Annotated in this window: 9 protein-coding genes and 1 pseudogene; 8 read left to right on the top strand and 2 right to left on the bottom strand. The window is 46.9% G+C overall.

What is annotated here, in order from left to right; genetic code table 11:
* Positions 1-141: 141 nt before the first annotated feature.
* From ACJJJA_RS20540 to ACJJJA_RS20510, 7 genes and pseudogenes are all read left to right on the top strand, one after another.
* The gene (locus ACJJJA_RS20540; RefSeq protein WP_444903240.1) at positions 142-6,231 is read left to right on the top strand and encodes a toxin TcdB middle/N-terminal domain-containing protein; all 6,090 of its coding nucleotides are present in this window, start codon (positions 142-144) and stop codon (positions 6,229-6,231) included.
* A 16-nt stretch (positions 6,232-6,247) separates the two neighbouring features.
* Positions 6,248-6,559, top strand: a complete 312-nt coding sequence (locus ACJJJA_RS20535) for a hypothetical protein (RefSeq protein WP_444903239.1) — start codon at positions 6,248-6,250, stop codon at positions 6,557-6,559.
* Between the two features lie 163 nt (positions 6,560-6,722).
* Positions 6,723-6,985, top strand: a pseudogene (locus ACJJJA_RS20530) (transposase); the annotation flags it as partial.
* Positions 6,986-7,051: 66 nt separating this feature from the next.
* A complete protein-coding gene (locus tag ACJJJA_RS20525) occupies positions 7,052-8,203 on the top strand; it encodes an IS30 family transposase (RefSeq protein WP_444903238.1) in 1,152 nt (383 codons plus the stop codon).
* A gap of 2,463 nt (positions 8,204-10,666) precedes the next feature.
* Positions 10,667-15,307, top strand: a complete 4,641-nt coding sequence (locus tag ACJJJA_RS20520) for a fibronectin type III domain-containing protein (protein WP_444903237.1) — start codon at positions 10,667-10,669, stop codon at positions 15,305-15,307.
* A 166-nt stretch (positions 15,308-15,473) separates the two neighbouring features.
* Positions 15,474-21,518 carry a toxin TcdB middle/N-terminal domain-containing protein gene (locus ACJJJA_RS20515; protein WP_444903236.1) on the top strand — a complete coding sequence of 2,015 codons (6,045 nt, stop codon included), beginning with the start codon at positions 15,474-15,476 and terminating at the stop codon, positions 21,516-21,518.
* Positions 21,515-22,051: a hypothetical protein gene (locus ACJJJA_RS20510; protein WP_444903235.1), complete on the top strand. Its 537-nt coding sequence runs from the start codon at positions 21,515-21,517 to the stop codon at positions 22,049-22,051. Before ACJJJA_RS20515 ends, ACJJJA_RS20510 begins: the two co-directional genes overlap by 4 nt.
* Before the next feature lie 381 nt (positions 22,052-22,432).
* On the opposite strand, the gene ACJJJA_RS20505 is transcribed toward ACJJJA_RS20510, so the two are convergent.
* Together ACJJJA_RS20505 and ACJJJA_RS20500 are read right to left on the bottom strand one after the other, a co-directional pair.
* Positions 22,433-23,239 carry an ABC transporter permease gene (locus ACJJJA_RS20505; protein ID WP_444903234.1) on the bottom strand — a complete coding sequence of 269 codons (807 nt, stop codon included), beginning with the start codon at positions 23,237-23,239 and terminating at the stop codon, positions 22,433-22,435.
* Complete coding sequence (locus ACJJJA_RS20500; protein WP_444899740.1) at positions 23,236-23,841, bottom strand: ABC transporter ATP-binding protein; 606 nt, start codon at positions 23,839-23,841, stop codon at positions 23,236-23,238. Before ACJJJA_RS20500 ends, ACJJJA_RS20505 begins: the two co-directional genes overlap by 4 nt.
* Before the next feature lie 1,168 nt (positions 23,842-25,009).
* On the opposite strand from ACJJJA_RS20500, the gene ACJJJA_RS20495 reads away from it, so the two are divergent.
* Complete coding sequence (locus ACJJJA_RS20495) at positions 25,010-25,210, top strand: antitoxin VbhA family protein (RefSeq protein ID WP_444903233.1); 201 nt, start codon at positions 25,010-25,012, stop codon at positions 25,208-25,210.
* The last annotated feature ends 61 nt before the right edge of the window (positions 25,211-25,271 follow it).

The raw sequence follows: 25,271 nt of genomic DNA, 5'->3' as shown, positions 1-25,271 counted from the left end.
AGCAGTAATCATACTGCTGGGTTGTCGTCTTTATTGAAGATTATTTTTTACAGCATGACTCACGCTGGAGTCTATCGATAAATACTACGAGTCTTTAAAGTGTTTTTTGAGGAAACACTGATTTTAAAAACAAGGATGCTTATGCTACGCAATTTATTGCTTTCTTGCTGCATGGTTGTGTCATCTACGGCTGCTGTTGCCGCCAATGAACACACCGCTTTGCAAGCACCCGTTCTCAATCTGCCGACAGGCCCGGGCAGTATCTCCGGGCTCGGTGAGGCTTTCACCCCTAATTTAAATACCGGCACTAGTTCGCGCCTAGTGAACTTGGCTGTGCCCCCTGGGCGTAATGGACTGGCTCCGGATGTATCACTGGAATACAACAGCGGGTTTGGTAACGGGCTATTGGGACTGGGGCATAAACTGGTTATTCCCTATATCCAGCGTCAAACCGACAAGGGCCTGCCTAATTATTCAGAGTGGGGCCAGGCTGATCGGCAGGATAACGACCGCGATGGTCGCACTGATGAGTTTGATGAGTTTGATACGTTTATCAATCACCTGGGCGAAGAATTAGTTCTGGTGGAAGACGGTGTTTATCGCACCAAAAATGCCAGCGATTTTGCTCGCTACGAGCGTCTGTCGAAGGGTTGGCTGGTGACTCAATCCAACGGCCTGCGTTGGTATTTGGGGCAAGACTCTAATAGCCGAGTCAGTGGCAACAACGGCACATCGGTATTCTCCTGGTATCTAGAGGCGGTAGAAGATACCCATGGCAATCGTATCGACTATCAATATCGCAAGTTGGATGATGGCGTTCAGATTTATCTGGACAGGATTCAATATAATACGAATGGCGATATGGCGGTGCAGTTTCACTATGAAGACCGCCCTGACGTCCTAACAAATTATAAAGCGGGTTTTGAGATTAAAACCGCTTATCGCTTGCAGCGCGTGGAAACACAATTTGCCGGGCGCCATTTACGTAAATACGAATTTTCCTATCAGCCGCTAACGGAATGGCAAAGCCTCTCTTTGTTACAGGAAGTCCATTCCAGTGCAGGCGAGGGTGAATCTACGGTAACTCTGCCACCAGTGCGCTATGGCTATACCCACTACCAGCAGGATCAGGTGTTTATGTCACCGATGCCGGCTGCGAGTCAGGTACCACTGAATAACCCCGACGTTGCCTTCTTGGATATTAACCGGGATGGTTTGCCAGATGTTGTTAACACGGCACCGAATAAAGACATTTACTGGCTTAATTTAGGTCCTGATAAAGATGGCCTGCCGCAATGGCAGAGTTATCGCGAAATGAATACTTTCTCCACCAGCCGTATTTCCTATGATGCCGTCACCTGGGCTGATATCGACGGTAATGGTGCAGTGAATATGCTGCAGTATGGTTCGGGCAGTACACACTATTTTCATCTGGATGATAATCATAGTTGGCAGTACAGCGGCGCTATAGATGGGCTGCAAATCCCCCTTGATAGCCCCCATGTGGATATGCTTGATATCAACAACGACAAACGTGTTGATGTCTTTGCAACGATAGTGAACAGCAGCGGTAAAGTTTTATCCCATGTTGTTCAGTTAAATCACCCCGATGGCTGGTCGCAGCCTATTCAATTACCTATGCCAGTGGGCACCTCGGCTATGCGTCTGGGTAACCCCAACGTATTTCTCCGGGATATGAACGGCGATGGCATGGCGGATCTGGTTTGGGTCAGCAATGGCTACGCGGCTTACTACGCTAACCGTGGCCTGCAGGGTTTTGCTCCCGCAGTAGTGTTTGCCAATAGTCCCGATACGTTACACAACCTCAAGAATGTTCGTGTTACTGATATCAATGCCGACGGCCGCGCTGACCTGGTATATCTGAATGGAACCCATGTATCCATCTGGCTTAACCAGGGACTGAACAGCAACCAACATCAATTGGCCCAATTTAGCCAGCCACAACTGATCCAGGCCCAAGGCAATGTTGCTCCCGAAGAGGTGCGCCTGGTCGATATTAATGGTAACGGCTCTACGGATATTGTTTGGTACAGCCCCGGTCGCGGTGCTAATACTTTTTATTTCGCAGAGCTATTCCCCAATGAGCAACCGAATCAGCTAAAAACGATCGACAATGGCCTGGGTGCATTGACAACCCTGGAATACGGCTCTGTTGTCGAGGAGATGGTGAGAGACCGCGAGGGTAATAGCCCCTGGCCGCAGGGTATCCCTGTGGCAATGCAGGTACTTAAGCGCGTTGTTGTGGATGATGGCCGCGGTGGTGAACAGCAAACCACCGAGATGGATTACTGGGACGGCTTTTACGATGCTGCCGATAAAGAATTCCAGGGCTTTGCACACAGTGAAGAGCGTCGCGTGGGCGATGCCAGTACCCCGACACTGGCAACCCGCTACGAATTCCACCTGGGCCAAAAAGCCGATGGCACCGAACAGGAAGCCCTACAGGGCAAGATCAAACAAATAGAAACCCGCGATGCCTTCGGCGGAATTTTTTGGCGCGAGGAAAATCAGTGGGAGTTGCGCCAACTGCTGTCCGGTTATGCCGAGGAAAGCCGCAAAGTCGAGTTTGCGGCTATGACCGAACGCCAGCAGCATATGCTGGAGCGGGGCAGTGGTACCCCAGTGACCCTTGCCTGGGAGTATGACTACGATAATTACGGCAATACCACTTATATCAAAGAGCTGGGCCGTACCGATGGCAACTGGCAGGATGAGCGTATTACCCAATTGCGCTTCAGTGCGGAATCCGCCTCTGCACAGGGCCACTGGTTCCTGCACCTACCGCTAGAGCGCAAGGTTACCGACCTGTCGGGCCGCGCTGTGGCCAAAGAGCAGTGGTTCTACGATGATGAAAGTTTCTCTGCTGGTAATTTAGGCGCGGTCTCCAAGGGCAACCTGACCCTGCGTCGACTCTGGCACGATGCTGAGAGTGCAGATGCCTATGTTGCTGCAGAGCGCCATGTCTACGACACCTTTGGCAACCGTATTCAAAGTTATGACCCCCTGTGGGACTCCAACACAGGCCACCAAACCAAAGTCACTTACGACTCGCAATATCACACCTTCCCAACAGAAGTGGGCTTGCATACCGGCAGCCGCTGGCTCACCGCTAGTGCGAGCTACGACAAAGGTCTGGGTGTACTTACCGACTACACCGACTTTAACGGACAGCAGACTCAATATGACTACGACAGCCACGGGCGCCTCACCGCAGTGGCCGAAGCGGGGGATAGCCTGCAACTCCCCACGGTCGAGTACGATTACCAGCTGGCGCAGATGGTAGATGGTCACCGTATCAGCTGGGTAGAGACTCGCCAGCGTGAGCGGAGTGGTGCTAACGGTACCATCGACAGCCGCCGTTTTTACGACGGCCTGGGTCGTACCCTGATGGTGCGTAGTGAAGCCGAGCAGCCGGGACAGGTTGTAGTTAGCGATCACAGTAACTTTAATGCGCGGGGCCAGGTAGTACAGACCGCGCTGCCTTACTTTGCCCAGGGTCTCGCCTACCGCGCCAATGATAAAGGCCAGCACCACCGACAATATCTTTACGACGCCCAAGGGCGTACCCAGGAGGTTTATCAGCCCTATACCGCGCAAAGTGGGGAAAGTGTCTTCAATCGCATCACCTATTTGCCTATGGCACAGGTGCTGGAAGATGAAGAGCAAACCCGTGCGAACAGTGTTCACCATGGCGCCGCCAAAAAACTGGTGTTTGATGGCCTGCAAACGGCGCAGGGCGAATATCGACTGAGGCAAGTCGATGAAATTGTTGGAGCCAATACCCAGGGCGGCATCGGTGGTGCCACCTGGTCCACCTATTACGACTACGACCTCAATGGTAATTTTACCCGCCTGCAGGATGCGCAAAATAATGTGCGCACCATGCACTACGACGACCTGGGGCGCATGCGCTTCTTGGACGACCCCAACCGCGGACAGCGCTGGCAGTACTTTGACGATGCTGGCAACCTGCTGGCCACCCGCGATGCCCTGGGGCAGGAGCGGCACTATCGCTACGATGGCGCCAACCGTATTTTTGCGGAGTACCATCTGTCACCACGGGGAGAATCTCCTACCGGCGCAAATTGGCAACCAAACTTACAACTGGGCTCTACTTCACCGGTAGTCAGCTACCAGTACGACCAGCGCGAAGAAGAGGACAGTGCCTTCCTGCTTGGGCGCCTGGCCAAAGTGACCGACCAAGCCGGCTTCGAGCAATGGAGTTATGACGCACGCGGCCGAGTGGTTCAGCGCCAGCGCAAGATCATCGGCCCGCAAATTAACAGCCCCCTCTACACCACGCGCTTCGCCTACGACAGCGCCGGGCGTATGACACAGCAGTTCTACCCCGACAATAGCCGGGTGAACTTCGAATACAACACCCGCGGTTTACTCGAGCGCATCCCGGGAGTGGTAGAGCGCCTGGACTATACCGCCAATGGGGTTTTGCAGCACCAAGGGCTGGCCAATGGTGTTGAAACTGATTGGGGCTTTGACGAGCGCCAGCGACTGGCTGGCTTGCGCACCCAACGCAGCGGGGATGCCCTGTCACTGCAACAGTGGGATTACCGTTTTGATGCCGTCTCTAATGTACTCGGCATCGACGATAAACGCCCCAGCGACGCTCTCGCCGCAATGGCTGCCGAACTCGGCGCAACCAGTGCCCAGGCAGCCTTCCTGGCAAAAAATATTGTCTACAGCTACGACGATGTTTATCGCCTGACCGGTGTTGCCGACGATATCGAGCAGGTTTATTACAGCTACGACAAAATTGGCAACCTGTTGCAAGTGGGTCGCGCGAGCGTCGACCTGGTAGATATGGCCACCGCTGGGAATACCCAGATTACAGATCTGCGTTACGGCGGCAGCCATGACAATGGCAACACTGGCGCTTCCAACCGCAGCAGCCGTGGCAGCCTGCCCGGACCCCAAGCGTTGAGCTGGGCTGAAGGCCTGATTGAATACGATGACAACGGTAATCGTACGCAAGCCGGTGACCAGACCTACCACTGGGACCACGACCAGCGCCTGACTTACGCCGGTAATCAGCAAGCCGCTGACCAGTACGGTTATGACTTTAAACACCAGCGCCGCTTTAAAATCACCGAACGTGCAGGCGGAGCCCGCAGTGTCACCCTGTATATTGACGGAGATAGTGAAGTACGTGATGGCAAATTACTGAAGTACATCAGTGTTGGCCAGAAACGTATTGCCCGCAGTGACCAGAGTGGAGAAGTGTTCACGCCGACTGAGTATTACCTGCACACACACGTGGGTTCTACCGACCTGACTCTGGATAAGGCTGGCAAGATCGTTAATGCCTTTACCTATAAGTCTTACGGCGAGCTGGAAAATATCTTCGGCGATAGTACCGCAGCACCTTACCGCTATGCGGGTAAAGAGCTGGATGAATCTACGGGGTTAGGTTACTTCGAGCGCCGCTACCTGCAGTCTGACTTTGGTACCTTTATCAGCCCGGATCCGGTGCTAAACCACTCGGGGCGTTTTACGGATCCGCAGCGTTGGACACCTTATCGCTATGCGCGAAATAATCCAATTAATTATGTGGATCCTAATGGGGAGTCAGTAGTTAAGCTGGCTGTGACTGCTGCAAAACTAGCATTTAAAGCTTACAGGCAATTCCGTAAGACCGGAAAACTGGATGCCAAGTCTTTAAAAGAGGTTGGTCTTGATGAGTTAGTAGGGGTTGCGGACGACCTGAATACAATATTCCTTGATGGCAAAGCGGGTTTTGGAGATAAGCTTGGTGCTGCTTCAGATGTATTGCTTGGTACGGAGTTTAATGATGGGGAGTTTAGTGACTTGAGGGGACTGGGGAAACCTACGAAAACCCTAAAGGCCCCAAAGGCCACAAGAACTGTAGAGGCGACAGAGGCAACAAAAGGTTCGGAGCGGGTTTACCACCGTCTGGGAGACCCTAAGGAGAGTATTGAAGCAATTGCTAAGAGTGGTGAACTTAGGGGGAATGCACCAAGAAACACTTTTGCAAGTGATATTCCAAAAGTACAGGCTTATGAAGGACCGTTACCCGCTAATGCAAAAGGCTTTGAATTTACTACTCCTGCAACACCGGACAGGGGACATGTGCCGGGTAAACCTACCTGGTCAGGTAATGGACATAACCCAGATGTTAAAACTGTTGATGATCAAGCCATTATTTCCTGTACTGTAACGAAAGTTAACTGTTAATTTTGAGGGGTAAAATATGATTAAAATAATTTGGAAAGGGAAAACTGGAATTGTCAATTGTTTTGGTCGATGCAAAATTAAATATACTGAGGTTTTAAAATACTTAGAAAAAGAGCATTTTATTGAGACTGATGCATCTCGTACACACTCAGGTACGGAACGCTATTGGGTGTTTAATGAAAATGGAGTGGCTTTGGCATTTTGTTACTATGATGCGACTGGAGAGCTATATGTGGGTTCCAACCAAAAGTTGGAATTCCCAGATAAAATAGCTGCTCAGTATATCCCCATATCACTAAAGAAAGAGACTGGGGAGATGTGGAGATAAAGGAAATTTAGAAATGCTCTATTTTTCTAATGATAAGATGTAAAATAGGCCCGCTTTAGCGGGCTTATTATTCCTTTGGCACTAAATTTGTAGTGTGTAGTGGTCTACTAAACCCGGACATCAATTTAGGAGGCAAAATTGTCACTGAAGAAAGAGGTGTTTAATGAGCAGACAATGCCGATCCTTTTCCTTCGAGTTTAAACTAGATGCTGCCCGCCTAGTAGTAAATCGAGGCTACTCAATCCCTGAAGTGGCCCGGTCGATGGATGTTGGGACAACGGGCATCTGAAGTTGGGTGAAGCAACTAGAGGCAGAGCGTGATGGAGAGACACCTACAGGTAGACACTTACCGCTGAGCAACAAAAAATTAAAGAGCTTGAAGCCCGTATTAATCGTCTAGAAAGGGAGAAAGAGATACTAAAAAGGCTACTGTAGATTCAATTGATCAGTGCAACACCTCTGTAGGAATATGGCCTATCGGGGGATTATTGAATGAAGCGCATATTTACAGCAGAAGAAAAAGAGTGGATTTTCGACGCTTGGAAAAAGGGCATTGGCTTTAGTGAAATTGCCAATGCCATAGATTCTAAGCCAGGAACCATTTTTACTGTTTTGAGAGGTACTGGCGGAATTAAACCAATACCCAGAAAGCCATCTCCTCAACACCTCACATTAGCCGAACGCGAAGAAATACGTACAGGGCTTTCAGCAAAACAAAGTATTCGAGCAATCGCTCGCTCCTTGAATCGGAATCCATCCACAATTTCGCGTGAGATTCAGAGAAATCGGGCGCGACGATACTATAAAGCAGTAGACGCAAACAACCGTGCAAAACGGATGGCAAGGCGTCCCAAGCCGTATTTGCTGGAGCAAAACCCGAGGCTAAAGAAGCTTGTTTTGGAAAAATTAGAGTTGAACTGGTCACCAGAGCAGATATCGGGTTGGTTACGGAAGACATATCAGGCTGATGAATCTATGAAGATATCAGCAGAGATTATCTATAAAACACTGTACTTCCGTGTGCGTTCAGCACTTCATCATAAGCTAGTAAAGTATTTGCGTCGGTCCCACAGTCTTCGTCACAGCAAACAACATTCACGTAAAGGCGAGAGCGGTACTATCAACATCGTCAACGGTACATCGATAGGGGAGCGTCCTCAGGAGATACAAGAACGATGTGTTTTAGGTCATTGGGAGGGTGACGTAGTGTCAGGTTCAAACAACACTCATATTGCCACGCTTGTTGAACGAAAATCGCGGTATACGATCATTCTTAAGTTGAAAGGGAAAGATGCGACTTCTGTGAACCAGGCGCTTGTTGCTAAGTTTAAAAAACTGCCAAAAGAGCTTTGCCAATCACTGACGTGGGACCGAGGAATGGAGCTGGCGAAGCACGCTGAATTTACGGAAAAGACAGGTGTTCCTGTCTTCTTCTGCGATCCTCAGAGCCCCTGGCAAAGGGGAACGAATGAGAATACCAACAGCTTAATCCGCCAGTACTTTCCAAAAAAGACATGCTTGGTGCAGCATACTCAGAGGAAACTCAATCAAGTTGCTAACGAGCTTAATAGCAGGCCAAGAAAAACACTGAGCTTTGCGACACCAAAGCAGGTTATTAAACAGGGTGTTGCCTTGACAGGTTGAACCTACAACAGCTCTCTTGATGTCCGACGAGATAAATCGTACGCGTTGTTAGACCGATTAAGTGAGCAGGAGTTCGTGAAACTGGCCTGTAAAGCTTTTGAAATACTTCGATCATGCTGTTACGAATATAGGAAAAAGAAGAGCTCCGTTGATGTACCCAGAATGCAACTTCGCAAGTCATTGAACTCTTCGAGCGTAGTCGTGGCTCTGCTGGAAATCGCACAATCGTAGCTTTACTTTTTGAGTAGGGGATATCAATCGGACACTTTAAAGTCCGAAGACTCATGAGTGAGACGCGTTTTTTGTGTAAGAAACCAAGTCCCCTTGGGTATAAGAGAGCAATCGTAGAGCACTTAGATATACCAAATAAACTTGACCACCAGTTTAATGTAGATAAACCCAACCAAATTTGGTGTGTTGATATTACCTATATCTGGGCTGGTTCAAGCTGGTGTTATCTAGCTGCCGCTATAGATTTACATGCTCGCTGTTCGTTAGCTGGGCCCTCTCAGGGGAACCAGATACAGCATTAACTATGAAAGCACTGGAAATGGTCTGGAAACAGCGAGGAAAATCCGATGAGATTATGTTCCACTAGGATCAAGGGTGTCAGTATACGAGTCGTCAGTACCGGAGTCTGAAAAGTGAATGGATACCGTTTCTCGGTTACACATCTATCACAGAAGAAGGGTGAGACATCAGTAATTACCTGATGACTTACTACAATTGGGAGCGTCCCCACCAGCACAATAATGGAATACCGCCTGCGAAAGCGGAAAGAAAACTTAACTTAGTGTCCGGAAATAGCTGAGTACTACAACCGAAGTTCTCAATCGCTCCAACAAAACTGCATAATCGCTTTCATTCTAGCGCTCATTGCCTGGCGTTACAGAGGTGGCATGGGACTCGTAAGTACACCAAACTCAATTTCGTCATGAAGGTGCAAATCGACCGTCAGCTAAAAATGCTAGCCTCGAGTAAATTGCTGGGCGGATAGAACTTGAGAAGCGTGAAGAAATGGTCAATTATCAAACAGCTTACAGCTGGATAATTCAGACTAACTGTAGGCTACGGCTTCTAGAGAAAGGATAAAGCTTATTGCAAGCGTATAGGCTCTGAGGAAGGGTAAAGCTCATTCCGGAGCGCATTGATATTGAAGAACGACTAACAATTGTTGATGAAATCACCGAACTTGGCCACTGGGAGGATTATACAGTTTACGGTCAAGATAGCTATCTTGTGATATTAGTTGAGCAAGTCTCTAAGTTGCTGTTCACAATAATAATAGGGCAGTAAGTTGGGTAATTAAGCAGATTTTGAAGCCCTATCAGGTAATATGTAAAACAATAATCTTCGATAATAGAGATGAATTTGCAGGATCACTCTTGGGAGTTTGGACTGAACAAAACACGAATGGTCTACTAAGGCGTTTCTTCCCAAAAGGTATGAAATTGGCAAGATACCCAAAAGGCGCATGGTTGGTGCAGTGTTCCGAATCAGTAATCGCCCAAGGAGGAGACTAAATTATTTGAGTCCGCTGGAATTTCTGGCGGGCAGGCATGTGTCACTTATATTAGCAATCTAGGTTCTTTATACAAAAGTGGAGTGATTTGCTGAAGTAGTCTGTAGGCCAAATCATTTGCAGTCACGCCCAGCCATATATAAATGGAGTTAATGACTTATTTAATCACTATTTTTATATTTAGCATATTGCATTTAAAGAAATGCTCGATAATTTATAAGTGCACTTTTGAGTGTTTGGTGGGTGAAGCTCTGTTCAATATCTAGCTTTCCTCTTGTTGAATGTAATTATTTATATATAAATTGGTAGGTTAGTCATTCTTAAGTGTATAAAATTTAGTTTTTTATTGTGAGGGAATTTTAGGGGGAAATATGACTTTTATGTTTTGAGACTATAGTACAGCTCTATTTTTATTGTTGGTATTTGTTGTTGTCTGAATACCTTTCATGCAGTTAGTTTAATTTTCTTTGTTATTTGTTAGCTATTTGCAGTAAACATTCCCGGGTAATATCTGTGTTTTCTGGTGGTCCATATTTCTGCAGGTTGCCTGGCGTTAATTAACACCGTTATTTTATGATTTGTCCTGCTCGTGTTTGTTTTTTTATGTCTTTGCAGGGGTTGTCAAATTATAGCTTAACTTAATGCTTGATATTTTTATTTTATTTTCTTATAAATTGCGCGCACTACATATTGTGACTTTTTCTAATTGGTTCTTTTGTGCAAGTTGTATTGATGTTGTCGATCCTGAATTTAACTATGGATGTAGTTTTTGGGGTCTGATGTCTGGTTTTGGTTGCTGGCTGTCTTTTGATTTTCTGTTGGTAGCTTTAAGTAATTTATAATGCTTTCTGGTGTTGGAGCTTGAGCGTTTATGGTTGAAGTTTTTTTCAGTCAGCTAAATAGTTGTTGTCTTATGAAAATAAATACTTGGAAAAAATGTAATGATTATATCGTCGAGGTTAATAGGGATTTTGTCTGCAATAAGTTTTGTGATTTTAAGTGGAATTTCAAACCATGCTTCAGCAGGATGTCGTTGGGAGGCTGAGCCTGGATCTCAACAGGGTTGGGATTGTTGGCTTGTGCTGCCAAAAAGTTATAGCTTAAATTATTCAAATAGAAAGGTGACCCTGAGTTGGGTAGAGTATGACCTTCCTACGAGTGGTGGGGTTTATAAGAGATTTGAAGATTATAAAATTATACAAAGAGTAAATGGTACGCAAACGACTCTTGATAATGACCCACCCTTAACAGGGTCCAGAGTTGTGAACCTAACAAATGATGGAGCATATTCTTTTTGTTATGTAGCCTCAGGTGAAGGTAAAACAATAGAAACCTGCAAGAATGCAGCAGTCACTTCTACACCAGCCACACTGAGTTATCCAGACGCTGATCTAGATGGAGCTTTCTCAATCAGCTGGTCATCACGGCCAGGTGCGGATCGCTATGAACTATATCGAAGAATTAATGGTGGTTCATGGAGTCGTATCTACAATTCTGGGGGTACCAGCTACAATGAAAGTGGTCTGTCTACAGGTGAGTACCAATATCGTGTACGTGCTTGTACACCTAATATGTGCAGTGGTTATAAAACGGGGGGAGCAGTTATTGTCGGACCTCCTCCGGTTCCTGCATCCATTAACGTCCCAGATTATATATCTTCTAGTAGTGTCAGCCTGAGCTGGGCTAGCGCTAGTGGCGCCACTTACTATGAACTTGATCAGCGTAAAGATGATGGTAGCTGGTCCAGTGCCATCTATTCAGGAAGTGCTACCAATACAAACGTCACATCACTTTCACATGGAAGTACTTACCGCTTTCGAGTACGTGCATGCGCCACCTTTTGCTCTTCTTATCGTGAGAGCTCAGACTTGGAAGTGTACTACAAACCTGGAGTGCCAAGTCCAAGTATTTCACCAACCATCAGCCTTGATGGGAAATATACGGTAAGCTGGAGTGTAATGCCATTTGCTACTAGCTACCAGTTGGTAGATTCTGATGGGGCTTCGATATATAGCGGTTCAGCCCTGAATAAAGATTTTTCTGGAATCAATAATGGTAATTATAGCTATAAAGTTCGAGCATGTAATGCGAAAGGAACCTGCTCAGCTTACTCATCACAAGTAGCAGTTGATGTAGATCGAGCTGTTGGAGTGCCGATTCTATCAATGACTCCAACAAATAGCATTGATGGTAATGTGACGTTAAGCTGGACAGAGATAACCAAGGGCAATCTTAGTGTAGAATATCAAGTAATTGATAGCGATAGTAACCAAGTTTACCGGGGAAATTCCCGTAGTTATCAACTTAGTAATCTTAATGATGGTCGCTATTGCTATCGTGTGAGAGCAATGACTTCTACCGACCAATCAAGTTACTCGCCCCAAGCCTGTGTAGATGTTGCTTTACTGTATCCGCCAGAAGCTCCAGCCTATATTACTTTGCCATCATCCACTGGTGAGGCATACTCTGTTAGTTGGCCTTCGGTAGATGAGGCTGATAGTTATAAACTACAGTTCCGGTTAAATGATGGTGATTGGCAAACTGTCTATAATGGTTTCGATACGACGTTTGACTATATATCTTCACCAGTGGAATATGGCTTACATGATTATCGTGTGCAGGCGGTTAATCAAGCGGGTCTATCGGATTTTAGTGATATTTTTACTTTGACCATGGAGGTCGATCCTACAGTCCAGATTCGTAAGCAGCTTTATTATAATGAAGCGGACTCTGTTCCAGCGAATCAAGAAAATCCAGCTCTAGGAATTTTTTCGAGAGATTTGGCTGCTTTCCGCTATCTGGATTTGATGTATGTTATTGATACTGATACCAGTACGATCATTAATCCCTATGCCAGTGGCGATACGACTGTAGAATTTAGTAGCCTGTATGATACTGCTGAGCGCAACCGTGCCACAGATGTGGAAGCATTTATTTTCGAGCAGCTGACTCATCACCCCAACAATGAAAACCTACAGCGTTTCACGCTGGATGTTTACTATGATCGTGCGGTAGCGGAAATGATCCTGGCCAATGAGGCCCTGGATAATGCCCGTATCAGCCGCCTGCGCAATGAAGCAATTGAGGTTGAAGTTGGTCATATAGAAATTGCACACCAGTTGTTGAAAGACGCTCTAGAGCAGTACAACTCCCTGCTGACTTATGCACCGGAGTTTTTAGCGCAGTGGGGACCCTCCCGTGGTCAAATTAGTCCTCGTTACTATGACCCTAACGACCTGGCACAAAAAGATGTAACTCCGGCAGAATTACTGTTCACCGGTTACAAAGATGTCACCATGCTCTATCAACTGATGAGCAAGTTGGCTTCTACAAAGGTACAGCAAGCGCGCTTATTGGTTGTTTCAGGACAAACCAATACTACCATTTTGGCACAAATGGTTGATGAGTTGGATGCTCTGCGCAGTGAGTTGATTGCTAAAGAGCAATCATTACGTGCGATTTTTCCGGATACCGACTTCACCCAGGTACAAGGTTTCTCTGGCTTACCTGAAGCAATCAATGAATGGCAGAGCCATGTTAGTGATTTAGAAAATGCTGTGAGCTGGCTTACTGGCGAAACAAATATTCTTGGTCTGCCCCATGATACTGTACTTCTAGTGCAAGGCTATGGCGTTGATGGCAACACTGAATTTGACTCTTTTGATGCGTTAAGTGATTTTCTTGCTAATGATAGTAGCGGCCCTATTGCTTTGGCTCAAAACAGTCTTGCTGAAGCTAAGGTAAGTTATGAAAATTATCGGCACAGTGCAGATAAGTTGGCTACAGAATATACCGACAGGCATCAGCAATTAAGTAACTGGTTATTCAACCTATTAGGCGTTGATTTTCCTGATGGATGCTTTGCAGCGGATTGTGCCACTCTCACGGAGGATGCGAAAAATGGTAGTGAAATTTCGCTGCAGGCAAGCAATATCGATATTGCTCAAATCGCAATGGATCGAAACTTGCAGCGTATGGAAGACCTTTTAAGCGCGATTGAAATCGAAATTGAGCGACGTGCAGAAGAAGAAGGAATCGTTGATGGGATGTCCAAAATCATTCTGGACTATGGTTCTAAACAAGCGACAATCGCTCTACAGATTTCTAAAATTCGTAAGAAAGCCGAAGAGTCTAGAAAGCGACACGGTATTTTTAAAACGATTGGTGGTGCTGTGTTGGCTTACTACACTGGAGATTGGAGTCTTCTTGCTCAAGGGAAAGATCAAATAATAGAGAGCAATCGTAATATCAAGTCCTTGAAGGAAGTCGGTAAGCTAGAGGCGGAGAGTATACGGCTGGCAGCGGAAGAGCGAGCCAAGTTAAATGACAGCACTAACATGCTTCTTGATGTGGAAAGTAAAGCACGTGTACAGACCATGTGGTTGGAAGCAAATACTATTGCTCTAGATATAGCTCAAACGGAAGCAACTCTAGAACAGGAGATTGAACGCTTGGCGGGTATGTTTAGCCAAGCTCAGAGGATTGTGAATCAAATGTTTGTTGCCAATAGTAATTTGGCGGAGCGTTATTTTGCAGATCCAATCCACGCTGTTCGTTTAAGTACGGATCTGCTACGTGCAGAGCGTAAATTCGAAGAGGCTCAGAAGTGGTTGTTTTATACGGTTAATGCCCTTGAGTACAAGTGGCAGGAGTCTTTTGAAGATCCAGCAAGTGGATCGATAAAAGAGACTATTTATCGTTTGAGAAATGCTGAAGAACTTCGAGACCTATATGGTGAAATGCTCGCTTTTGATCAATTCCGCAATTTAAATGGTACTATGCAGGTCACTGATACATTTTCAGTAAAAGATGATGTATTTGGTTATGTAGATGATATCAATGGAATATCGCAATCATATCCACATCCCGATCCAGATCAGCAAGGGGGGCCACTTTTGAGCTCTGAAGAGGCTTTTCGAGAAAAGTTACGTTTGTTATCACGATCTTTCGGTTCTGATGTGTGGATCACAGTAGAATTTAGCACTGTTAAAGAATTGCCGCGCAGTAATTTTTTCTTAGGCCCGGTTATTGTTGACAATGGGGATATAAGCTGTCTGGCTAGTGGCGGATCCTACCTAGATAAAATTGAAACAGTCCAATTAAATATTCCCTTGTTATATAACCTTAGTGGTGAAACTGAAACACCAGCTTATCTCACCTATGGTGGTACTAGCTTTTTGAGAAGTAAAACTCCAGGAATATTGGTCGAGAGTGACGAAGGAGTTGGTATTAAAGATGAGTTGGTTACCTATAGTGCCCGTTTCTGGGATACAGTTGAAGGATCTAGCTTGGCATTTCGTAATAGCTATCGCGTCCCTATGGCCGCGAATCTGGATGCATTTGGTAGCGGGTCTAGCTCTAGCTCAACGATCACCAGTGTATTTAAAGAGCGTAGTGTTGCAGCTACGGGTTGGCGCTTGTCGGTAAAATTATCGGATAGATATGGAGATTTTGTCGATCTAGACTCTATTAAAGATATTGAATTAATCTTTAATCACCGTTTTAAATCCAGAAATATTGACACATGTGATACTGATGGTGGAGGTCCTCTCGTACTACCTGAAGATGTCATAACTCACTAAAGTTAGGTAAGGTCTAGTTTATTAGTAGGATATTTATTCTGTAATCCGGTGATTTTTGTTGTACCGGATTGCTACCCTTCGCTGTTTAGTTGAAATTTTTGACATGCCACTAATAAAGAATAATTTTAAGAAATTAAAAGAATACCTAATTCATGTGGGGGTTATTTTGCGTAACATATTACTTTATTGCTGCTTGCTTATATTATCAACGACTGTTGTTGCCGCTGATGAACACACCGCTTTGCAAGCGCCCGTTCTCAATCTGCCGACAGGCCCGGGCAGTATCTCCGGGCTCGGTGAGGCTTTCACCCCTAATTTAAATACCGGCACCAGTTCACGTCTAGTGAACTTGGCTGTGCCCCCTGGGCGTAATGGACTGGCTCCGGATGTATCACTGGAATACAACAGCGGGTTTGGTAACGGGCTATTGGGACTGGGGCATAAACTGGTTATCCCCTATATCCAGCGTCAAACCGACAAGGGCCTGCCTAATTATTCAGAGTGGGGTCAGGCTGATCGGCAGGATAATGACCGCGATGGTCGCACCGATGAGTTTGATGAGTTTGATACGTTTATCAATCACCTGGGCGAAGAATTAGTTCTGGTGGAAGACGGTGTTTATCGCACCAAAAATGCCAGTGATTTTGCTCGCTACGAGCGCCTGTCGAAGGGTTGGCTGGTGACACAGTCCAACGGTCTGCGTTGGTATTTGGGACAAGACTCTAATAGCCGAGTCAGTGGTAACAACGGCACATCGGTATTTTCCTGGTATCTAGAGGCGGTAGAAGATACCCATGGCAATCGTATCGACTATCAATATCGCAAGTTGGATGATGGCGTTCAGATTTATCTGGACAGGATTCAATATAATACGAATGGCGATATGGCGGTGCAGTTTCACTATGAAGACCGCCCTGACGTCCTAACAAATTATAAAGCGGGTTTTGAGATTAAAACCGCTTATCGCTTGCAGCGCGTGGAAACACAATTTGCCGGGCGCCACTTACGTAAATACGAATTTTCCTATCAGCCGCTAACGGAATGGCAAAGCCTTTCTTTGTTACAGGAAGTCCATTCCAGTGCAGGCGAGGGCGAATCTACGGTAACCCTGCCACCAGTGCGCTATGGCTATACCCACTACCAGCAGGATCAGGTGTTTATGTCACCGATGCCGGCTGCGAGTCAGGTACCACTGAATAACCCCGACGTTGCCTTCTTGGATATTAACCGGGATGGTTTGCCAGATGTTGTTAACACGGCACCGAATAAAGACATTTACTGGCTTAATTTAGGTCCTGATAAAGATGGCCTGCCGCAATGGCAGAGTTATCGCGAAATGAATACTTTCTCCACCAGCCGTATTTCCTATGATGCCGTCACCTGGGCTGATATCGACGGTAATGGTGCAGTGAATATGCTGCAGTATGGTTCGGGCAGTACACACTATTTTCATCTGGATGATAATCATAGTTGGCAGTACAGCGGCGCTATAGATGGGCTGCAAATCCCCCTTGATAGCCCCCATGTGGATATGCTTGATATCAACAACGACAAACGTGTTGATGTCTTTGCAACGATAGTGAACAGCAGCGGTAAAGTTTTATCCCATGTTGTTCAGTTAAATCACCCCGATGGCTGGTCGCAGCCTATTCAATTACCTATGCCAGTGGGCACCTCGGCTATGCGTCTGGGTAACCCCAACGTATTTCTCCGGGATATGAACGGCGATGGCATGGCGGATCTGGTTTGGGTCAGCAATGGCTACGCGGCTTACTACGCTAACCGTGGCCTGCAGGGTTTTGCTCCCGCAGTAGTGTTTGCCAATAGTCCCGATACGTTACACAACCTCAAGAATGTTCGTGTTACTGATATCAATGCCGACGGCCGCGCTGACCTGGTATATCTGAATGGAACCCATGTATCCATCTGGCTTAACCAGGGACTGAACAGCAACCAACATCAATTGGCCCAATTTAGCCAGCCACAACTGATCCAGGCCCAAGGCAATGTTGCTCCCGAAGAGGTGCGCCTGGTCGATATTAATGGTAACGGCTCTACGGATATTGTTTGGTACAGCCCCGGTCGCGGTGCTAATACTTTTTATTTCGCAGAGCTATTCCCCAATGAGCAACCGAATCAGCTAAAAACGATCGACAATGGCCTGGGTGCATTGACAACCCTGGAATACGGCTCTGTTGTCGAGGAGATGGTGAGAGACCGCGAGGGTAATAGCCCCTGGCCGCAGGGTATCCCTGTGGCAATGCAGGTACTTAAGCGCGTTGTTGTGGATGATGGCCGCGGTGGTGAACAGCAAACCACCGAGATGGATTACTGGGACGGCTTTTACGATGCTGCCGATAAAGAATTCCAGGGCTTTGCACACAGTGAAGAGCGTCGCGTGGGCGATGCCAGTACCCCGACACTGGCAACCCGCTACGAATTCCACCTGGGCCAAAAAGCCGATGGCACCGAACAGGAAGCCCTACAGGGCAAGATCAAACAAATAGAAACCCGCGATGCCTTCGGCGGAATTTTTTGGCGCGAGGAAAATCAGTGGGAGTTGCGCCAACTGCTGTCCGGTTATGCCGAGGAAAGCCGCAAAGTCGAGTTTGCGGCTATGACCGAACGCCAGCAGCATATGCTGGAGCGGGGCAGTGGTACCCCAGTGACCCTTGCCTGGGAGTATGACTACGATAATTACGGCAATACCACTTATATCAAAGAGCTGGGCCGTACCGATGGCAACTGGCAGGATGAGCGTATTACCCAATTGCGCTTCAGTGCGGAATCCGCCTCTGCACAGGGCCACTGGTTCCTGCACCTACCGCTAGAGCGCAAGGTTACCGACCTGTCGGGCCGCGCTGTGGCCAAAGAGCAGTGGTTCTACGATGATGAAAGTTTCTCTGCTGGTAATTTAGGCGCGGTCTCCAAGGGCAACCTGACCCTGCGTCGACTCTGGCACGATGCTGAGAGTGCAGATGCCTATGTTGCTGCAGAGCGCCATGTCTACGACACCTTTGGCAACCGTATTCAAAGTTATGACCCCCTGTGGGACTCCAACACAGGCCACCAAACCAAAGTCACTTACGACTCGCAATATCACACCTTCCCAACAGAAGTGGGCTTGCATACCGGCAGCCGCTGGCTCACCGCTAGTGCGAGCTACGACAAAGGTCTGGGTGTACTTACCGACTACACCGACTTTAACGGACAGCAGACTCAATATGACTACGACAGCCACGGGCGCCTCACCGCAGTGGCCGAAGCGGGGGATAGCCTGCAACTCCCCACGGTCGAGTACGATTACCAGCTGGCGCAGATGGTAGATGGTCACCGTATCAGCTGGGTAGAGACTCGCCAGCGTGAGCGGAGTGGTGCTAACGGTACCATCGACAGCCGCCGTTTTTACGACGGCCTGGGTCGTACCCTGATGGTGCGTAGTGAAGCCGAGCAGCCGGGACAGGTTGTAGTTAGCGATCACAGTAACTTTAATGCGCGGGGCCAGGTAGTACAGACCGCGCTGCCTTACTTTGCCCAGGGTCTCGCCTACCGCGCCAATGATAAAGGCCAGCACCACCGACAATATCTTTACGACGCCCAAGGGCGTACCCAGGAGGTTTATCAGCCCTATACCGCGCAAAGTGGGGAAAGTGTCTTCAATCGCATCACCTATTTGCCTATGGCACAGGTGCTGGAAGATGAAGAGCAAACCCGTGCGAACAGTGTTCACCATGGCGCCGCCAAAAAACTGGTGTTTGATGGCCTGCAAACGGCGCAGGGCGAATATCGACTGAGGCAAGTCGATGAAATTGTTGGAGCCAATACCCAGGGCGGCATCGGTGGTGCCACCTGGTCCACCTATTACGACTACGACCTCAATGGTAATTTTACCCGCCTGCAGGATGCGCAAAATAATGTGCGCACCATGCACTACGACGACCTGGGGCGCATGCGCTTCTTGGACGACCCCAACCGCGGACAGCGCTGGCAGTACTTTGACGATGCTGGCAACCTGCTGGCCACCCGCGATGCCCTGGGGCAGGAGCGGCACTATCGCTACGATGGCGCCAACCGTATTTTTGCGGAGTACCATCTGTCACCACGGGGAGAATCTCCTACCGGCGCAAATTGGCAACCAAACTTACAACTGGGCTCTACTTCACCGGTAGTCAGCTACCAGTACGACCAGCGCGAAGAAGAGGACAGTGCCTTCCTGCTTGGGCGCCTGGCCAAAGTGACCGACCAAGCCGGCTTCGAGCAATGGAGTTATGACGCACGCGGCCGAGTGGTTCAGCGCCAGCGCAAGATCATCGGCCCGCAAATTAACAGCCCCCTCTACACCACGCGCTTCGCCTACGACAGCGCCGGGCGTATGACACAGCAGTTCTACCCCGACAATAGCCGGGTGAACTTCGAATACAACACCCGCGGTTTACTCGAGCGCATCCCGGGAGTGGTAGAGCGCCTGGACTATACCGCCAATGGGGTTTTGCAGCACCAAGGGCTGGCCAATGGTGTTGAAACTGATTGGGGCTTTGACGAGCGCCAGCGACTGGCTGGCTTGCGCACCCAACGCAGCGGGGATGCCCTGTCACTGCAACAGTGGGATTACCGTTTTGATGCCGTCTCTAATGTACTCGGCATCGACGATAAACGCCCCAGCGACGCTCTCGCCGCAATGGCTGCCGAACTCGGCGCAACCAGTGCCCAGGCAGCCTTCCTGGCAAAAAATATTGTCTACAGCTACGACGATGTTTATCGCCTGACCGGTGTTGCCGACGATATCGAGCAGGTTTATTACAGCTACGACAAAATTGGCAACCTGTTGCAAGTGGGTCGCGCGAGCGTCGACCTGGTAGATATGGCCACCGCTGGGAATACCCAGATTACAGATCTGCGTTACGGCGGCAGCCATGACAATGGCAACACTGGCGCTTCCAACCGCAGCAGCCGTGGCAGCCTGCCCGGACCCCAAGCGTTGAGCTGGGCTGAAGGCCTGATTGAATACGATGACAACGGTAATCGTACGCAAGCCGGTGACCAGACCTACCACTGGGACCACGACCAGCGCCTGACTTACGCCGGTAATCAGCAAGCCGCTGACCAGTACGGTTATGACTTTAAACACCAGCGCCGCTTTAAAATCACCGAACGTGCAGGCGGAGCCCGCAGTGTCACCCTGTATATTGACGGAGATAGTGAAGTACGTGATGGCAAATTACTGAAGTACATCAGTGTTGGCCAGAAACGTATTGCCCGCAGTGACCAGAGTGGAGAAGTGTTCACGCCGACTGAGTATTACCTGCACACACACGTGGGTTCTACCGACCTGACTCTGGATAAGGCTGGCAAGATCGTTAATGCCTTTACCTATAAGTCTTACGGCGAGCTGGAAAATATCTTCGGCGATAGTACCGCAGCACCTTACCGCTATGCGGGTAAAGAGCTGGATGAATCTACGGGGTTAGGTTACTTCGAGCGTCGCTACCTGCAGTCTGACTTTGGTACCTTTATCAGCCCGGATCCGGTGCTAAACCACTCGGGGCGTTTTACGGATCCACAGCGTTGGACGCCTTATCGCTATGCGCGAAATAATCCAATTAATTATGTGGATCCCAATGGGGAAACTGCAATCAAACAAAATGGGCTGGGTAGTAAAGGCTCTGCAACCCCGCCATATTTAATTAGTTTATCTAAAGAGCTAGTTAAAGATCTAGATTCAATTGTTCATGCCTTGAAGAATGGAAGTGCTAGTGAAGTATTAAATGTTCAAGTAGTCTTTGAAGCGGAGGATGGAACTCTTGATTTACCTGCTATCATTAAGACGCTCGAGGAATCTAGGGTTATGATTGATAATCTTGATATGAAGTGGGTGACACTTGAGAACTTAAGAAGTTTTCCTAGATCGTCAGAGTTACCAGACTCGGATCTTATTAAGTATATCGATATTCTTGAAAATGGTGATGGAACTATAAATATCTTTTCGGGAGAAAAAGTTGTCACCAAGGCTATAACGGATCCGAAAATGTCCAGAGATGTCCTTTTTGTAAAGAAAAATTTCATTAATCGATCCAGGGTTTCTCAAAAAGCTATTATGTTGCATGAGGTAACCCATCATCTAGGTACGATAGATAATTATGATTTAAAAGAAGATATTCCGAGAGATAAAGATGCTATGAATTGGGAAGTTTATTTTGAGGGGAGGGAATGAATAGACTCTATATTTTAATGTTCTTCTGTATAGATGCCTTTCTGTTTAATATAGTGATGGCAGTTGAAAGTCAAAAATTGGAGCTGAGAATATTAAGTGCCTCAATAGATGAAGGAGAAGTTTTTGTTGAATATTCTGTTAGAAATTTAACTTCTCATATGCTATACGTGAGTGATTCTGTTAATTGTAAGGCAGGGGATATATTTCAAAGGAATTCCTTTTGGGTCTATAAGCGAGATGCGGTTGATAGGGAAGTGAGAGTTCCATTTTCTGGACTTTACGTTAATCGAGGGGCTGGTGTGTTTGAGTTGAAGCCGTTAGAGAAACTATGGTGTAGGTATTCGCTAACGAAGGGGTATGACATAGATTCCTCTAGTGATGGATCTTACTTGCTTCAGCTTAAAGCGAGATTTTTTGATGCTATGCCTTTTGAAGGGGGTGTGTCCGGAGCATCATTAGAGTATTCAAATATTTTTTATTTTAATGTTGGTGGGGGGAGTATAGTGGAGCCTCCTGGTGAAAATAATCCTTGAAATTTATGAGCACGAGACTTTCGAGCATAATAATGTTAAGTAGAGATTGTTCTTGTGAACAAGCTAAAATAATATTTCTTTGATGGGAGCAAGTTTTTTCATTGAAGGTGCTGGGATAAAGGGGCTACTGTCCCCTCTTAAATATTTCAGCACCTTCTTCTGTCGCGTGTACATCACTGGTTTTGAGTGTAAATATTTAGGGGGTAAGATTTCTTCTCGCAAGTCTTATGGAGTATAAAAATACTATTATTTGGTAAAGATGGCTCATCTATATTAAGGAATATTTGCACTGTTACATAAATTACAAAATAAAATTTATTACATCGGAAGATTTGAGCTTTTCTGTATTCGATCAATGGTTTGAGTGAGACTTTCAATAATTTAGAGATGACTATTCACCTTTAGCTTGCCCATATTCAATCTCTCACGATCATCAAATAAATGTATCGCACACAATGTGATTGCGACGAAAGTACCAAACCCAGTACCCGCAGCAATCGTAAACATAATCAAAATCTGATATTTCACCGCGATAGTAGGCGCGGTACCGGCTAGTATCTGCCCGGTCATCATACCGGGTAGAAAGACAATACCGGCTGCAGCCATCATATTGATCGTTGGCATCAACCCCGCGCGCATCGCATCCCGTCGAAATTCAATACTGGCTTGCCGCCAGGTTTCCCCCAGCATTAGACGATTTTCAATAATATCCTGTGAACGCCGCATACTTTCTGTTAGTCGATCCAGGCCCAGGGCAACACCGGTCATGGTATTCCCCAGAAGCATCCCCAGTAGTGGAATAGAGTATTGCGGTTGGTACCAGGGCTGAGGGCCAATGAGAATCACCAAGCTTAATATTGTCACGCTAAATGCGGAAACCAGCATGGATAAAGTGCCAATGGCAAAACTCCAGCCTCCGCGTAGACGATATTTTTGCCGTGAGACGACTTGTTGCCCGGCAAACAATAACATCGCCAGCCCTAACAGGCTCACCCATAACAGGGTGCCTACGGCGAATAGCGCTTCCAGTATGATTCCTACAAGCGCCAGCTGTATCGCCGTGCGCACCGCCGCAATAATCAGCGGTTTACCGAGCTGTAATCGGGCAATATGGGTGCAAATTGCCAGGGCAACTACCAGTGCTGCAGCCAGCGATAACTGCCACCAGGAAAGGTCGATCATACTCATTTAGATAGTTCCCGCTCGACAAGACAGCTGCCTTGAATTTCAATATGTCTGCTGGCTACTCGTTGGATTTGCTCTCTATTATGCGCCACCCAGATGACGGGGTATTGGTGCTTGTTGATTTCACCCATAAGCCATGTTTCTACTTTACTCGTAGTATCTGCATCCAGATTGGCAGTAGGTTCATCCAGTAAAAGTGCCTGTGGAGTGTAGGAAAGCGCACGAATAAGCGCCAAACGCTGTTTCTCCCCGGAAGAGAGCCGGCTTACCTGCCACTTTGTTGCCTCCTCGGGAAACCCCAATATTTTTAACGCTTGCTCCATCGGCTGATTAAAGTGTTCGCCCACTGTCTCGTACCACCAGGCACTTTGTGCCGGTACCAACATAACCTGGCGGCGCCACTGGTGACCAGACATAGCCTCTTGTAAATTATTGCCAAGAGAGATCTGGCCGTTGTGAGGATCGACATCGGCGATGGCACGTAGTAAGCGGCTTTTACCAGATCCTGAGGGGCCAGATAAGCAAACAACTTCGCCTGGTGCTATAGCTAGATCTACTTTCTGAAGTAAATCGTTACTCAGCTTTTCTATATGTAGTTTAGACATGATTCTTGTTGCTTACTTCTATTTATTGGGTTTCTAGGCTTCTTAAGGACTGAGGGATAAATCTGTTCTCTATAAATAAACCTGCTACGATATTATAACCAGAATATTAATTTTCCTGATGAAATAATTTGGAAGCTAAATGTCATATTAATGGGTTAAATTTTTCATGCTAATATTTTTAGTAGCTGCTATCTGTGTCAGTTGTTAATATGATTTTAGAATGGGTTGATAGGGGGTGAATCTCACTGGAGGCCTATCTTCTTTTGGTATTCATGAACTCTGATGAAGAATAGCAATCTCGAAAGATTGTTAGGTGAAAATCTCCCTGTAGGAAATTGTGCTGGGTCTGCCTATAAAAAGCGGCTGAATTTAGTGCTGCTTTGAAAATATTTATGTGAGTGGTTGGTTGAGGGTGCTTGAAAAAGTTTTTAAGATAAATTTTAAAAAAATTTTATAATCCTGTTTGTTTTGGATAGACGAAGTTTTTGTTGCCAAATAATTTAATTGTTGCATTGTTTTAAAGGTAAAAAAGGAGGGTCAAACTGAATGTTGTCGAGTCCGGTGAGTATGTTGAATTAGTGTTGGTGAGAAGGTCCTGATGCATGCTTATGTAGATTTTTGCTTTTCATTTACCCAGTGTAACTATAAATATGAGTTAGTTTGATTGGTTTTTTCACCTGGTTGGCTGCTTCTCTAGGTCAAGAAATAAGTTTCTTCAAAACGCTTGGATGTATCAATCTTTCGGCTGTCTTTTCAGTTAGGTCAAGTGTGATATGCCAATTTGAGGTTAAGCTTAGAATCAGTGAAATGGGTTGACACAAGACAGGTTCTTAGGTGGAAGAAAAGAGGGATATAATGTGCTACAGGATAGCACATCCAGTGTATATGGCTAGTTAGGTAAAGGGAGATTGACTGATAAGGCAGTTAGGCCGCGGTCAGACATGGCTTAAGTGGGAAACTACTGATGAGACTTTGGGGCTCAATGCTTTATAAAGACTTATCTGAAAACCAGTTAGTCTAGGATTTGATAGTGGCGCAATGAGTGTCAGTCATCACAAAATTTATCCTAAAACCACCTGATAGACAGGAAGGGGCAGAGGTCCTAAGGTAAGCCTTACAATAGATCGAACGTCCAAAACAGTATTTCCCAAGAATACGGGAGGATTTTATGAAAGCGCGGGATAAGCGTATCACCGCTGAATTCCTCGCTGCTCAGGCTGCGGGTTCATGCCGAATAGAAGGCCTCAAGGTGGCTCCTGAAGAGGAAGAGCGGATGAGAGATATCATTTCTGGAAAAGTTGATGCAGAAGAAGATATTCAGAAAATAGTGGATGCCTTCAAAGCTCAAAACACCAAAACGAAAAAATAAATTTATTAGCTTTTAGACCATTAGAGTTTTTAGGCATGGATGCCTACGCCCAGTATGCTAT

This window comes from Microbulbifer mixtoriginis (SeqCode) (assembly GCF_052466865.1).
Note: the sequence above shows the minus strand (reverse complement) of the source record. Positions and strands in the feature narration are given on the sequence as shown.